This window comes from Ralstonia mannitolilytica (genome assembly GCF_905397375.1).
GTDB classification, from domain to species: domain Bacteria; phylum Pseudomonadota; class Gammaproteobacteria; order Burkholderiales; family Burkholderiaceae; genus Ralstonia; species Ralstonia mannitolilytica.
In genome coordinates this window covers 753,651-768,307 of the sequence record NZ_CAJPVG010000001.1, presented here as the reverse complement: position 1 = coordinate 768,307, position 14,657 = coordinate 753,651, and the positions used below count along the sequence as shown (strand labels likewise).

12 protein-coding genes are annotated in these 14,657 nt (G+C 66.8%); 7 read left to right on the top strand and 5 right to left on the bottom strand.

The genetic code is table 11. The features are described from left to right. Window positions 1–28: 28 nt before the first annotated feature. From KHN96_RS03340 to KHN96_RS03330, 3 genes are read right to left on the bottom strand one after another with little or no spacing between them, the layout of a single operon-like run. Window positions 29–1,300, bottom strand: a complete 1,272-nt coding sequence (locus KHN96_RS03340; RefSeq protein WP_062738034.1) for an Nramp family divalent metal transporter — start codon at window positions 1,298–1,300, stop codon at window positions 29–31. Window positions 1,301–1,308: 8 nt separating this feature from the next. Then, window positions 1,309–1,575, bottom strand: a complete 267-nt coding sequence (locus KHN96_RS03335; protein WP_045218958.1) for a hypothetical protein — start codon at window positions 1,573–1,575, stop codon at window positions 1,309–1,311. A 47-nt stretch (window positions 1,576–1,622) separates the two neighbouring features. Beyond that, window positions 1,623–2,114: a DUF421 domain-containing protein gene (locus KHN96_RS03330; RefSeq protein WP_062738033.1), complete on the bottom strand. Its 492-nt coding sequence runs from the start codon at window positions 2,112–2,114 to the stop codon at window positions 1,623–1,625. Window positions 2,115–2,254: 140 nt separating this feature from the next. Here KHN96_RS03330 and KHN96_RS03325 point away from each other — a divergent pair, with 140 nt between their 5' ends. The 4 genes from KHN96_RS03325 to KHN96_RS03310 all read left to right on the top strand — a co-directional run bounded on the left by KHN96_RS03325 (window position 2,255) and on the right by KHN96_RS03310 (window position 9,307). Further along, on the top strand, window positions 2,255–3,115 hold the full coding sequence (locus tag KHN96_RS03325) for an SDR family oxidoreductase (RefSeq protein ID WP_045218962.1): 861 nt from the start codon (window positions 2,255–2,257) through the stop codon (window positions 3,113–3,115). Window positions 3,116–3,331: 216 nt separating this feature from the next. Beyond that, window positions 3,332–6,538 (top strand): efflux RND transporter permease subunit, encoded by a 3,207-nt coding sequence (locus KHN96_RS03320; protein ID WP_062738032.1) that lies wholly within the window; start codon window positions 3,332–3,334, stop codon window positions 6,536–6,538. Further along, complete coding sequence (locus tag KHN96_RS03315; RefSeq protein WP_027679710.1) at window positions 6,531–7,838, top strand: efflux RND transporter periplasmic adaptor subunit; 1,308 nt, start codon at window positions 6,531–6,533, stop codon at window positions 7,836–7,838. The genes KHN96_RS03320 and KHN96_RS03315 overlap by 8 nt, the downstream gene beginning before the upstream one ends. Next, window positions 7,838–9,307: an efflux transporter outer membrane subunit gene (locus tag KHN96_RS03310; protein WP_181817444.1), complete on the top strand. Its 1,470-nt coding sequence runs from the start codon at window positions 7,838–7,840 to the stop codon at window positions 9,305–9,307. Before KHN96_RS03315 ends, KHN96_RS03310 begins: the two co-directional genes overlap by 1 nt. 3 nt (window positions 9,308–9,310) lie before the next feature. On the opposite strand, the gene KHN96_RS03305 is transcribed toward KHN96_RS03310, so the two are convergent. Then, window positions 9,311–10,234, bottom strand: coding sequence for a hypothetical protein (locus KHN96_RS03305; protein WP_062738030.1), 924 nt, complete (start codon window positions 10,232–10,234; stop codon window positions 9,311–9,313). Between the two features lie 424 nt (window positions 10,235–10,658). Here KHN96_RS03305 and KHN96_RS03300 point away from each other — a divergent pair, with 424 nt between their 5' ends. Both KHN96_RS03300 and KHN96_RS03295 read left to right on the top strand, forming a co-directional pair. After that, entirely contained in the window at window positions 10,659–11,015 is a 357-nt protein-coding gene (locus KHN96_RS03300) for a RidA family protein (RefSeq protein ID WP_045218973.1), read from the top strand. A gap of 13 nt (window positions 11,016–11,028) precedes the next feature. Continuing rightward, window positions 11,029–12,282 carry an NAD(P)/FAD-dependent oxidoreductase gene (locus KHN96_RS03295; protein WP_062738029.1) on the top strand — a complete coding sequence of 418 codons (1,254 nt, stop codon included), beginning with the start codon at window positions 11,029–11,031 and terminating at the stop codon, window positions 12,280–12,282. A 77-nt stretch (window positions 12,283–12,359) separates the two neighbouring features. Here the strand turns inward: KHN96_RS03295 and KHN96_RS03290 are convergent, their stop codons facing one another. Further along, the gene (locus tag KHN96_RS03290) at window positions 12,360–13,019 is read right to left on the bottom strand and encodes a glutathione S-transferase family protein (protein WP_062738028.1); all 660 of its coding nucleotides are present in this window, start codon (window positions 13,017–13,019) and stop codon (window positions 12,360–12,362) included. Between the two features lie 256 nt (window positions 13,020–13,275). On the opposite strand from KHN96_RS03290, the gene KHN96_RS03285 reads away from it, so the two are divergent. Further along, a complete protein-coding gene (locus KHN96_RS03285) occupies window positions 13,276–14,631 on the top strand; it encodes a polyhydroxyalkanoate depolymerase (protein WP_062738247.1) in 1,356 nt (451 codons plus the stop codon). The last annotated feature ends 26 nt before the right edge of the window (window positions 14,632–14,657 follow it).

Genomic DNA, 14,657 nt, shown 5'->3' with positions numbered 1-14,657 from the left:
CTCGGGCGCAGCGAGGGTGCGAAGGCCGTCAGTCCCCCAGTACCGCCAGTGCAAGGAACAGCAGCGTGCTGGCGCACATGCAGATCGTGGCGACCCACGCCGTACCGTGCAGCGCCGGGGAACTGCGAAACGGCCCCATCACGGTCTTGCGTCGCGACATGAGCTGCAGCATGACCATCACCGGGGTGGCGGCCAGCCCGTTGAGCACCGCGGCCCAATAGAGCAGCTTGAAGGGTTCCACCGGCAGGAACACCATGCCGGTGCCCATCAGCATCACCAGGGCCAGGAACAGATAGAACTTGGGCGCGCGGGCCGGCCGGTCTTCCAGGCTCCTGCGCCATCGGAACGCCTCTGCGGCGGCATATGCGGCGGAGCCCGCCAGCACCGGCACCGCAAGCAGGCCGGTGCCGACCACACCCAGTGCAAAGAGCATCTGCGCAAAGCGGCCCGCGACCGGCTTGAGCGCCTCGGCGGCCTGCGCGCAGGTCTCGATCTGCGTGACGCCGTGGGTGTGCAGCGCATAGGCGCCGGTGAGCATGATGCAGAACGCGATGAGCGCGGAGACCGCCATGCCGACCGTCGTATCGAGGCGGATGCGCGCCAGCTGAGCCTCGGCCTGCCACGGCGCCTTCTTCAACGGTTGCTCGCCGTCGGCCAGCCGCGTCTCCTCGACTTCCCCGGCGGCCTGCCAGACAAACAGGTACGGGCTGATGGTCGTGCCGAACACGGCAATCAGCGTCATCACGTAGTCCTTGGACCACCGCATCTTCGGCACCACCGTGTCGTGCAGCGCCTGCGCCCAGTCCACCTTGACCACGAACGCCGTTGCCACGTAAGCGAGCAGTGACAGCGCGACCCATTGCAGATAGCGCGCGTACCGGCGGTACGGCATCCACACCTGCAGCACGAGCGAGACAACGGCAAACCCGCACGCATACAAGGCAGTAGAGCCGCCCAGCAGCAGCCGGATGCTGTCGCCCATGGCTGCGATATCGGCGCCGACATTGATGACGTTGGCCAGCGTGACCAGCGCAACGAACGCATACGCAAGCCACGGCGAATGATGTCGGCGGATGTTCGCCACCACGCCGGAGCCCGACACCCGCCCGAGCCGCGCGCTGACGAGCTGGATCGCAATCATCAGCGGCAGCGTGAGCAGCAGCGTCCATAGCATGCTTGTCCCGGACTGCGCACCGGCCTGCGCATAGGTCGCAATGCCGCTCGGGTCGTCGTCAGCCGCCCCGGTAATGAAGCCGGGCCCCAGCCGGCGATACCACGGGGCGTCGTCCGCGTCCGGCACGATGGCGGTCAGCTGCGGTTGTCGGTGGGCGGCGCTTCGGGCGTCTGCCGGCCGGGGTCGTGGAGCTTGTCGCGCGTGACGCCCGGCGGCACTTCACCCTGGCGGATGCGCCGCGCTGTGTCGTGCACGCTCTCCGGTCTCGGCGCGGTGCTCCCCGGGCGGCCCAGCGCGGCGTCGGCGGGACGTTCGCCCGGCTTGCGGTGCGACTCGGCCTGTTCCCAATCGGCCTGGCGCTTCTCTGCGCCACGGTTTTCGGTCTGCTGCTTTTCTCGCATGGTGGCCTCCAGTGTCCAGTGGTGTGCGGGTTGTGCGGTCGTGCGGATCAACGGCGCTTGCGGATCAGGCTGACCTGGCCGTTGCGCTCCAGGATGGCGGCCTGCACGTCGTCGAGCGTGCGCGTGCCGAGCGTCTGGCGCACGGTCTCTTCGATGTCGCCAACGGTCAGCAGCGCCGCATCCATCTGGTCCTGCTGGAACCGGCCGTCGCGATAGACCTCCCGCTCGCGCCCCGCGATCATCCGGTCCAGCCCGGGCAGCCGCACGCACGCCCAGCCCAGCAGCCGATGCACCGCCACGAGGGCGAGCGACGCCGACAACGTCGCCACAAACGGCGACGCGCCCACGATCGCGCGGCTCAGCGTTGCACCCAGCAGCACGGCGACAACGAAATCGAACGGCGCACGCTGCCCGAAGGACCGCCGGCCCGACAGACGCACCAGCACCAGGCCGATGGCGAACACCACCACGGCACGCATGGCGGTCTGCAGCGGGTTGAGGTCCTTGCCCTCGCCAAACAGGAACAGCAGCGCGTCCATGGCACCTCCTGCCGTCGATGTGGATTGCTCTTCCACCGCCCAGCAAGCGGCGTGCCGGGCAGCACCCGCCACATGCGCCCGCCATGGCATGCGGTGTGCTGAAGATGGAGGACCGTTCCACCCACCGATCGAGAACCGCCATGCCTGACCAACCACAGCAGCAACCGCCACAGCATCAGGACCGCCAGCCCGGCACCGAAAGCGACATGACGCCGCGCCCGCGTGCGGAAATGGAACACTACGTCGGCAGCGGCAAGCTCACCGACAAGGTCGCCATCGTCACCGGCGGCGACAGCGGCATCGGCCGCGCGGTGGCCATCGGCTTTGCCAAGGAAGGCGCCGACGTGCTGATCGCGTACCTGGACGAACACGACGACGCCAACCAGACCTGCCGCCTCGTGCGTGCCACCGGCCGCCGCTGCGAAGCGATCGCCGGCGACCTCGGCGACGAAGCGCACGCCCGCGCCGTCGTCACGCAGGCGGTGGCCACGTTCGGCAAGATCGACATCGTGGTCAGCAACGCCGCCGAGCAGCACCCCCAGCAGAGCCTGGCCGACATCGACGCCGCGCAGCTCGAGCGCACGTTCCGCACCAACGTCTTTGCGATGTTTTACCTGCTGCGGGCCGCGCTGCCGCACCTGCACGAAGGCGCGCGCATCATCACCACCACGTCGGTCACCGCGTTCCGGGGCAGCGGGCACCTGGTCGACTACGCCGCCACCAAGGGCGCGATCCTGGCGTTCACGCGCTCGCTGGCCCAGCAACTCGCCGAGAAGGGCATCCTGGTAAACGCCGTGGCGCCGGGCCCGATCTGGACGCCGCTGATTCCGTCCACCTTCGATGCCGAGCATGTCGCCAAATTCGGCAGCAACGAACCGCTCGGCCGCGCCGGCCAGCCCGACGAGGTGGCGCCGTGCTACATCTTCCTGGCGTCGGCCGACGCCAGCTATATGACGGGCCAGACGCTGCATCCGAACGGGGGTGAGATCGTCAACGGCTGAGGGCTTCCTGCCCAAGCAGCGTTCAGCCCGTGCGCGCCGGTACGGGCTGGACTGCGGTGCGCTCAAGTTGCGGCGGCACAGGCCGTTATGCAATGTAATAAAGTCAGAACAAAGCGACATGCTGACCGATCGGCCCGGGCGATAGAATGACGGGTCGCCGCCGTTCGAGCGGCGTGCGCCCCTTAACGCCTCGCACCGCAGTTCTGAAACGCCTCCATGTGGATTGTCCAACTCGCGCTGCGAAGGCCGCTGACGTTCATCGTCCTCGCCCTGCTGATCCTGCTGGCGACGCCGTTTACGCTCATGCGTACGCCGACGGACATCTTTCCGGAAATCGACATTCCGGTCGCCAGCATCATCTGGAACTACAACGGGCTGCCTGCCAAGGAGATGGCCGACCGCATCGTGTCGGTCACGGAGCGCAGCCTGACGACCACCGTCAACGACATCGAGCACATCGAGTCGCAATCGTTGGGCGGCGTGTCGATCATCAAGGTCTTCTTCCAGCCCAACGCCAACATCCAGACCGCACTCGCGCAGATCGTGGCGAGCACGCAGGCGCAGGTGCGGCAGTTGCCGCCGGGCACCACGCCGCCGCTGGTGATCAAGTATTCGGCGTCGAGCATTCCGATCCTGCAACTGGGCCTGTCGAGCAACACGCTGTCGGAGCAGGAACTCAACGATGCGGCGGTGAACTTCCTGCGCCCGCGCCTGATCACGGTGCCGGGCATTGCCGTGCCGTTTCCGTATGGCGGCAAGAGCCGGCAGATCACGGTCGACCTCGACACGCAGAAGCTGCTGGCCCAGGGCCTGACGCCCGTGGATATCGTCAACGCCGTGGGCGCGCAGAACCTGATCCTGCCGGCCGGCACGCAAAAGATCGACGCCACCGAATACGGCGTCACGCTCAACGGCACGCCGGGCAGCATCGCCGCGCTCAATGCGATTCCGGTCAAGACGAGCAACGGCGCCACACTCTATCTGGGTGACGTGGCCAATGTGCGCGACGGCTTCTCGCCGCAGACAAATGTGGTGCGCCAGGACGGCCAGCGCGGCGTGCTGCTCTCCATCCTGAAGAACGGCGGCGCGTCGACGCTCGATATCGTCAACAACATCTACAAGCTCCTGCCGGCCGCGGCCGCCGTGTTGCCGCAAGACCTGAAGATCACGCCGCTGTTCGACCAGTCGCTGTTCGTGAAGGCGGCCATTGAAGGCGTGGTCCGCGAGGCGCTGATCGCCGCATGCCTGACGGCCGCGATGATCCTGCTGTTCCTGGGCAACTGGCGCAGCACGGCCATCATTGCGGTGTCGATTCCGCTGTCGATCCTGTCGTCGATCATCGTGCTGCACCTGATCGGCGAGACCATCAACCTGATGACGCTGGGCGGCCTGGCGCTGGCGGTCGGGATTCTCGTGGACGACGCCACCGTCACCATCGAGAACATCGAGCGCCACCTGCACGAAGGCAAGGAGCCGATCACCGCGATCCTCGACGGCGCCGCCGAGATCGCCGTGCCGGCCTTCGTGTCGACCCTCTGCATCTGCATCGTCTTCGTGCCGATGTTCTTCCTCACGGGCGTGGCGCGCTACCTGTTCGTGCCGATGGCCGAAGCAGTGATCTTTGCGATGCTGGCTTCCTACGTGCTTTCGCGCACGCTGGTGCCGACACTCGTGATGATGCTCATGACCGGCCACACGCAAGACGCCTGGAAAGCCGGCGCAAAACCGAGCACGTTCGGCCGCATCTACCGGGCATTCAACACGCAGTTCGAGCACATGCGCGGCAACTACGCCGCCATCCTCGGCGGGCTGCTGGAATACCGCCGCGTGTTCGCACTGTCGTTCCTGGGCTTCTGCGTGGCGTCGTGCGCCCTGTACCTCGTGCTCGGGCGCGACTTCTTCCCCGATGTGGATGCCGGCCAGATCCGCCTGCACATGCGCGCGCCGTCGGGCCTGCGGATTGAAGAAACCGCACGGCTGGCCGACGAAGTGGAAACCGCCATCCGCGAGATCATTCCCAAGCAGGAGCTGTCGACCATCCTCGACAACCTGGGCGTGCCGAACTCGGGGATCAACCTGTCGTACAGCAACGCGGGCACCATCGGCACGCTCGACGGTGAAATCCTCATCGCCCTGCACGAGGGCGAACGCAAACCCAGCGCGGAATACATCCGCCGCCTGCGCGAAGAATTACCGAAGCGCTTTCCGGGCGTGGAATTCGCCTTCCAGCCTGCAGACATCGTCAGCCAGATCCTGAACTTTGGTTTGCCGTCGGCCATCGACGTGCAGTTCTCCGGCGCCGACGTGGCGACCAACCAGCAGCTTGCGGGCATCCTGGCCAACCGCATCAAGCAGATTCCTGGCGCGGTGGATACGCATGTGCACCAGCGTTTCGACCAGCCCACGCTCGCCTTGAACATGGATCGCACGCGCATCCAGCAGGTCGGCCTGGAAGGGCGCGACGTGGCGCAGAACCTGCTCGTGTCGCTCAGCTCAAGCTTCCAGACCTCGCCCACCTTCTGGCTCAACCCGATCAACGGTGTGGTGTACCAGGTGGCCGTCACCAGCCCGCAGTACCGCGTCGATTCGCTCGACGCGCTGCTGCGCACGCCGGTGGCAAGCTCGCGCGGTGGCGCCGCACAGGCAGGCGGGCCGCAGTTGCTGGGCAACCTCGTGCAGGTGAGCCCCGCGGTGCAGCCGCAAGTGGTGTCGCACTACGACATCACGCCGGTGGTGGACGTCTATGCCGCCGTGCAGGGCCGCGACCTGGGCGCCGTCGCCAAGGAAGTGCAGAAGGTCGTCGACGACATCCGCCCAAAGCTGCCACGCGGCGCGCAGGTCACGGTGCGCGGTCAGGTCAACACGATGGAATCGTCGTTCCTTGGCCTGGGCGTCGGGCTCGTCATGGCCATCGTGCTGGTGTACCTGCTGATCGTGGTGAACTTCCAGTCGTGGATCGACCCGCTCATCATCGTGACCGCCCTGCCCGCCGCGCTGGCCGGCATTGCGTGGATGCTGTTCCTGGCAGGCACGACGCTGTCGGTGCCGTCGCTCACGGGGGCGATCATGACGATGGGCGTGGCAACCGCCAACTCGATTCTGTTGATCTCGTTCGCGCGCGAGCGATTGGCCGAAGGCATCGCGCCCGTGCAGGCCGCGCTCGAAGCCGGCGCCACCCGCCTGCGTCCGGTGCTGATGACGGCGCTGGCGATGATCATCGGCATGGTGCCCATGGCGCTGGGCCTCGGCGAGGGCGCAGAGCAGAACGCACCGCTGGGGCGCGCGGTGATCGGCGGTCTGCTGTTCGCAACCGTCTCGACCCTTTTCTTTGTTCCGGTGGTGTTTGCCAGCGTGCACAACAGATTGCAGCGGCGCGCCGCCCGGCGTAGTGACGATTTGCGGGGAAGCGAAGGACATGTCTGAGCAAACATCCAGTGCCCATCCTGGGGCGCATTCCGGGCATCCAGCGGACGGCCCGCCGCACCACGTCGTCACCGTCGACCCGATCGAACAGGTGGACCGCGCGCCGGCCATGCGTCGCGCACGCTGGGTCGTGATCGTCGTGGTGGTTCTGCTGGCGCTGGGCGCTGGGCGCACGCTGGTCAGCCGCTACTACAACGCGCATGCGCTGGAGCGTCAGGTGAGCGCGCAGACCAGCCGCTACGTCACCACCACTGCACCCAAACCGGCCAACGCCAGCCGCGAGCTGACGCTGCCGGGCACGCTGCAGGGCTACGTTGAATCGCCGATCTATGCCCGCACCAGCGGGTACGTGCTGCGCTGGTTCAAGGACATCGGCGCCCATGTGGACAAGGGCGAAGTGCTGGCGCTGCTCGACACGCCCGAAGTCGACCAGGAACTGAACCAGGCACAAGCCACACGCAACCAGGCCGCCGCACGCAAGGCGCTGGCGCAGACGTCGCTCACGCGCTGGCAGAACCTGCGCCAGAAAGACGCCGTCTCGCAACAGGAACTGGACGAGCGCACCAGCGCCGCCAACCAGGCCCAGGCCGACCTGGCCGCCGCCGAAGCCAACGTGCGCCGCCTGCAGGAGCTGCAAGGCTTCCGCCGCGTGGTGGCACCGTTTGCGGGTGTGGTGACCAAGCGCAACGTCGATGTCGGCACGCTGGTCAATGCCGGCAACGCGGGCGCCAACCGCGAGCTGTTCACGCTGGCGCAGACCGATCCGCTGCGCATCTACCTGTATGTGCCGCAGGCGTATTCGCAGCAGGTGAAGGTTGGGCAGGACGTGGCCGTCACGCTGTCGGAACTGCCGGGCCAGACCTTCCACGGCACCATCGCACGCGCCTCGGGCGCCATCGACGCCACGACCCGCACCATGCAGGTGGAAGTGCAGCTGCCCAACAAGGACGGCCGCCTGCTGCCGGGTGCGTACGTGCAGGTCGCCATCAAGGGCAAATCGTCCGGCGATAGTGCGAGCGCGAGCGCCAGCGCGCAGGGCACCTACCTCGTGCCGACGAACACGCTGCTCTTCCGCAAGGAAGGCCCGCGCATCGCCATCGCAGAAAACGGCCGCGTCGACCTGCGCCCCGTCACCATCGGGCGCGACTACGGCCGCACGGTGGAGATCGTCTCGGGCCTCAAGCCCAACGACGCGTTGATCCTCAACCCGGCCGATTCCATCGAGCAAGGCGAGGCGGTGACCATCGTCACGCCAGCGCCCGCTTCGGCACCGGCGGCATCGGCGCCGCGCGCATCATGATGGGTCGACCGCGGTTGCGCTCTGCCGCGCTGGCGGCTTGGCTGATCGTCTCGCTGGCCGGCTGTTCGCTGGCACCGACGTACGAGCGCCCCGCCATGGACGTGCCGGCGCACTGGCAGACCGAAGCACCGTGGCGCGCCGCGCAGCCCGCCGATGCAGCGCCCAAGGGACCGTGGTGGCAGCGCTTCAACGATCCACAGCTCGACAGGCTGATCACAAAGGCGCTTCAGGAAAACCAATCGCTCAAGGTTGCGCTGTCGAACCTGGAGCAGGCACAGGCGCAGACGCGCGTGGCACGCGCCAGCCTGCTGCCGACCATCACGGCCACCAACAACGACACGCGCACGCGCACCTCGTCGGAACGGCCGCTTTCGTCGTACACCAGCCCCACCATGTCGACCGTGCAAAGCGATTTCGTGGTGCGCGCCGAGGTAAGTTACGAAGCGGATCTGTTCGGCCGCGTGCGCAACACCGTCGCCAACGCGGCGGCGAGCGAAGCGCAGGCCGGCGCCAATGCCGAGAACTTCCGCCTGCTGCTGGCCGCGCAGGTCGCCACCACCTGGTACAACCTGCGCGAGACCGATGCGGAAATCGCCGTGGTGCAGGAAGGGCTGGCGCTGCAGCGCAAGGCGCTCGATTTCGTCACCTCGCGGCATCAGGACGGCGTGGCATCGGGGCTCGATCTGGCGCAGCAACAGGCGCTGGTCGACAGCACCGCCACGCAGGCCGAACTGCTGACCAAGCAGCGCGCGCAGTACGAACACGCGCTGGCCACATTGGTCGGCACACCGGCGCCTGCGTTCCATCTCGACCCGAACCCGCTCAAGGGCACGGCGCCACAGATTCCGGTGGCGCTGCCGTCCGACGTCATCGAACGCCGCCCCGACGTGGCGGCCGCTGAACGCGGCGCCGCTGCTGCCAACGCGCAGGTCGGCGTGGCGCGCGCTGCGTTCTTCCCGAGCGTGATGCTCAACGGCGGCGCCGGTTGGGAAAGCCGCGATCTGGCGCTGCTGTTTTCTGCGCCGACGCTGCTGTGGTCGTTCGGCACGCAGATCGCCCAGACGGTGTTTGACGCCGGCCGTACGCGGGCGCGCGTGGACATTGCCAACGCCGCCTACCAAGGTGCGATCGCGAACTACCGCCAGACGGTGCTGGGCGCGCTGCAGGAAGTCGAAGATGGTCTGGCCGGACTGCAATCGCTCGACCGTGCCGCAAGCCAGGCGAGCCACGCCGTGGAAAGCGCCCGCAAGGTCTACGACATTGCCAGCGCGCGCTATGAGGGCGGCCTGGCAACGTCGTTGGACGTGATCACCGCGCAGCAGTCGCTGTTGAACAACCAGCGCACGGCGGTGCAGATTCTCGGCCAGCAGATGACGACGAGCGTGTTTCTCGTCAAGGCGGTGGGCGGCGATTGGAACCACGTGATGGCCCCACCAACGCCCACGTCCACGCCAACGGCCAACCGTTAAGCCTCAGGCGCGCAGGAAGCGCGCGCCCACAAACAGCCCGGCCAGCCAGCTCAACGTCAGCGCCACGGCAACGAGCAACTCAAGCAGCGCGGTCGCCTCGCCCGGCACGCTCATCGCCAGCGCAATCACTGCGGCCATCAACGCAGCCGCTGCGAACAGGCTGACCAGCAGCGCGCCCAAACCCGATGCGAGTGTGCGTACGAGCGGCGGATGCACATGCGCCGGCGGACACAGCACAGCCATGCGCGCCCGCACATACGCCGTCGTGCGCGCCGCATCGGTGGCCTCCGCGTGATGGCGCATCACGTGCATCCAGGTTTGCGTGTCGAGCACGCCGGAACTGAGTTCCTGCGTCACGCGGCGCAGCGCAGCGCGTTCGCGCGCATGGTCGGTGGCGTCAGACGGCGTTTCGTTGGGGTTCAGCCTGTCGAACACGGCCGGCGCGGCGGCCGGATCGCTGGCGCGCACCTCGTGCCGATACGTCACGCGCACGCGGCGGGAGCGGGCGAGATATGCGAGCGTCCCGACCGGCACCAACACCTCCGCCGCGAGCAACAGCGCAAGCGGCCATCCCGCCGACGTCGCACCGGATGCCTGCGCGGCCCACGCCTTGAGCCCACCGCTCATGCCCAGCGTGGCGGCCAACTGCAGCAGGCAATATCCCAGCCAGACCCACGGAAACCAGCGCACACGCAAGAACGCCACCACCACCAGCCCCAACGGAAACGCCAGCACCGCCAGCGCCGGCAGCGACCGTGCCGCGCCGTCGCCCGTCTCGCCCGACATCAGGACCATGGCCATCGCCAGCACCGCCACCAGCGCGGGCAGCGTGTTCAGCCACAGCAGCGTCACCAGCCAGCCGCGAACGCCATACAGCCGATGCGCCCGCGCACGCGCCGCCGATATCGCAATCCAACTTCCTTGCATGAAGCTCCTCATCCGGGTCCGCCATGCGGCGCGCCGGGGCGCGGCATGGATTTCTGAATTTCGGCGATTGTGTCATTGGGGCAAAGCGGGCGCCCCCCTCTAGAGTGGGGGCGGCAGCACATTGTCGCCAATGACTGGGCCGATCCAATGCCGACAAGGGATTGCGGGTGATTAGTTGTTCTTAAATCAGATGTTGAAATCACTGAGTGTTGTATCGGCGCCTTATGTGGGCGCATTCGCCGGCAAGCGCCAGCATGTCCGCCGCGCATACCGGTCGGAACCATTTGCATGCGATGTGTGCGACGAGGCTCCTTACACTCGCTGCAACCTCACAGGAAGCCGATATGCGCCCACACCGTCTGCCGCAGTGAGGAGCGCTACCATCGACGCTTCTTTCGCTTTTTTTGTTCACACCCGAATCGACATGACCGACATCCAACGCCTCCACACCAACGCCCGCATGAGCCAGATCGTGATCGCCAACGGCATCGTGCATCTGGCCGGCCAAGTGCCTGACAGCGACTTCAAGTCGATCACCGAGCAGACCGAGAACATCCTCGCGCGCATCGACGCGTTGCTGGCTGAAGCGGGTGTCGACAAGACGCGTCTGATCTCCGCCAACATCTGGCTGACCGACGCCAAGCACTTCGCCGAGCTGAACGCCGCGTGGGAAGCCTGGGTGCCGGCCGGCCACGCGCCGACGCGCGCCTGCGTGCAGTCGGGCCTGATGCGCCCGGGCATCGATGTGGAGATCGCCGTCACGGCGCTGGCCAAGGGTTAAGGAGCCAACCGCCATGCGCTTTGACACCCTTGTGCTGGGCGCCGGCATTGTCGGCGTATCGGTGGCGGTGCATCTGCAGAAACGCGGGCACGCCGTCGCGCTTGTCGACCGCCGTGCGCCGGGCTTTGAGACGTCGTTCGGCAATGCCGGGCTGATTCAGCGCGAGGGTGTGTATCCGTATGCGTTCCCGCGCGACCTGTCGACGTTGTTGCGTTATGCGGGCAACACGTCGGCGGACGTGCATTACCACCCTGGCGACCTGCCCCGGTTGCTGCCGTTTCTGTGGCAGTACTGGCGCAACTCCCACCCCACGCGGCACGCGGCGATTGCGCGGGCGTATGCGCCGCTGATCGCGCACAGCGTGAGCGAGCACCGCGCTCTGGCCGAAGCCGCCGGCGCCACGCATCTGATCCGCCCCAGCGGCTGGATCAAGGTCTTCCGCAATGCCGCCACGCAAGACAAGGAAACGCGCAACGTCGAGCGCTGGCAACGCGAATACGGCGTCGCCTTTGAAGCGCTGGACCCAGCGCGCCTGCGCAGCGTTGAACCGCATCTGGACACATCGCTGCTCGGCGGCCTGCGTTATACGGAAGCGGATTCCGTGAGCGACCCGAACGCGCTGGTCACGGCCTACGCAAGGTATTTCGAGCAACTCGGCGGCCGCCTGTTTGAAGCCGATGCCAACACGCTCACGCCGAACGCCCCGTGGCTGTTGCAAACCAAGGAAGGCGAGCTGCGCGCAGACAACGTCGTCATCGCCATGGGCCCCTGGGCGGACGTCCTCACCTCGCGCCTGGGCTACAGCCTGCCGCTGGCCGTCAAGCGCGGGTACCACATGCACTACGCACCCGCGCAAGGTGCGCAGTTGAACCATCCCGTGCTCGATGCAGACGGCGGTTATGTGCTGGCACCGATGGCGCGCGGCATCCGGCTGACGACGGGCGCGGAACTCGCACACCGCGATGCTCCGAAGACGCCCGTGCAGCTCAATGCCGTCGAGCCCGTCGCGCGCAAGCTCTTCCCGCTGGCCGAGCGTGTGGATGCGGAACCCTGGATGGGCGCACGCCCCTGCACGCCCGACATGCTGCCGATCATCGGACCGGCGCCGCACCACGCAAACATGTGGTTCGCGTTCGGCCATGCACACCACGGCTTGACGTTGGGGCCCATCACCGGGCGCTTGATTGCGGAAATGATGCTGGGCGAAACACCGGCTGTGGATGCTCGCCCGTTCCGTGCTCAGCGGTTCTGGGATTCAGCGGGCTAGTTCCATCCGCGCGGGTGCGGGGCGGGTATTTGATCGGCAGGCCATCGTCACGCCGGTCCTTCGGCGCCCTCGCCCGCCTAAAACTCCATATCCAGCTCATCGATATCTGCCTGCTCAGCCTTCGCCCCGGCAATCCATTCGGCGACGTGCGGGTGCTCGAGCACGCGCAGGCAGTACTCGGCAATCTCCGGATCGAGCTTGACGTTATAGGTCAGGAATCGCATGACGACTGGCGCGTACATCGCGTCGGCCATGCTGATCTCGCCAAACAGCCAGGGGCCGCCGTACTGGGCGAGGCATTCGCGCCAGATCAGCGTGATGCGCTCGATGTCGTGCTGCGCGCGGGACCAGATGCGGAAGTTCGGAAAATGTGCGCGCAGGTTCATCGGCAGCGCCGAGCGCAGCGCGCTGAAGCCCGAATGCATCTCACCGCAGATCGATCGGCAATGCGCGCGGGCATGTCGGTCGGCGGGCAGCAGCTTGGCCTCGGGCGAGAGTTCGTTGAGGTATTCGGCAATCGCCAGCACGTCCCACACCTTGCGGCCTTCGTGCGTGAGGCACGGCACGAGAATCGACGGCGACAGCAGCAGCAATTCCGCCCGCGATGAGGCGTCGATCGGCACGCTCACCGTCTCGAAAGGCAGGCCGCTGAGCTTGGCGAGCAGCCAGCCGCGCATCGACCACGACGAATAGTTGCGACTGCTGATCGTCAGCGTTGTCAGGTCGACGGATTTCATGTCGGTCCCCGGTTGTCCCCGTTTTTCAATCAGGTGCATGACCGGCGTCAGGCACCTTGCCGGTGCGCTGGTTGCACCCGCGCGCTGCAAAGACGCGTGCCACGCCGCACCCTGCGTGGATGCCGCGCAAAGCCTGTGCCAGTCATCATCAGCGCGGATGCGGTTTGGCGCCCACCGGCATGTGAGTTGGCACATGTATTGCCTGCTTTGTTCCACCGGCCTTGACGTGTCTTGCGACGCCATCACGGAAGCTGCCATGAACCTGCTCGCGTATCCCCTCTACCAGTGGCTGTCCGAATGCCTGCGGCCCGCGCGTGCATGGGCCTCGTTCTCCCGGCTGGCGATGGCGCAGTGGCCACAGTCGACCGAGCATCCCACTGCCCGGGCAGTGGATGCGTGGCTCGAACTGCTGGAGTGCAGCGCGATCACGCACCGCCGCCCATCGTTCGGTATCGACAGCGTCGAGGTCGACGGCCGCGTGGTCCCGATCGTGGAAGAGACCGCGATGCAAACGCCGTTCGGAACCCTCGTGCACTTCCGCAAGACCGCGCCCACGCCGCAACCGCGCGTACTGGTTGCCGCGCCCTTGTCCGGGCACTTCGCCACGCTGCTGCGCGGCACGCTGCGCACGATGCTGGCCGATCACGATGTGTACGTGACGGACTGGCACAACGCGCGCGACATTCCGGTGTCAGCCGGGCGCTTCGGCTTCGATGAATACGTCGGCCACCTGATCGATTTCATCCGCCACATCGGCCCCGACGCACACGTGCTGGCCATCTGCCAGCCGACCGTGGCCGCGCTCTCGGCGGTCTCGCTCCTGGCCGCCGACAACGACCCCGCGCAGCCCGCCAGCCTCACACTCATGGCCGGCCCCATCGATTGCCGCGTGGGCCCCACCGCGGTGAATGCGTTGGCCAACAGCAAACCGATCGAATGGTTCGAGAAGAACCTGATCGGCGTTGTGCCGCCCGGCTTTGCTGGCGAGCAGCGCCGCGTGTATCCGGGCTTCGTGCAGTTGAGCGCGTTCATGTCGATGAATTCGGAACGCCACGTGCAGTCGTTTGAAGAGATGTATTACCAGCGCGCCAAGGGCGACCCGGCCAAGGCCGACACGATCCGCGCCTTCTACGACGAATACCTCGCCACGTGCGACCTCACCGCCGAGTTCTATCTGGAAACGGTCGAGAAGGTGTTTCAGCAATACGCATTGCCGCGCGGCGAGTTGATGGTCGGCGGTCGGCTGGTCGAACCGGCGGCGATCCATCGCACCGCGCTGCTGACGGTCGAGGGCGAGAAGGACGACATCTGCGCGGTCGGGCAGACCGTCGCCGCGCAGGATCTGTGCTCGGGGCTGCCGCCCTACCTGAAGACGCACCATGTGCAGGCCGGTGCGGGCCACTACGGCGTGTTCAACGGCAGCAAATGGGAAAAGCAGATCTACCCGATCGTGCGCGCCACCATCCACGACAACGAGCCCTTCGACGCCAGCACCACCGCCAGTGACGAAGACAACGCGCACCGCGTCACACTGCGCGCGCTGCTCGATGCGCGAGCGTCGAGCCAGGCCGTCACCCGCCGACGCTCGCGCAGGATGGCGCTCACACACTGACTGTCAGCGAGGCGTCATTCAGCAGG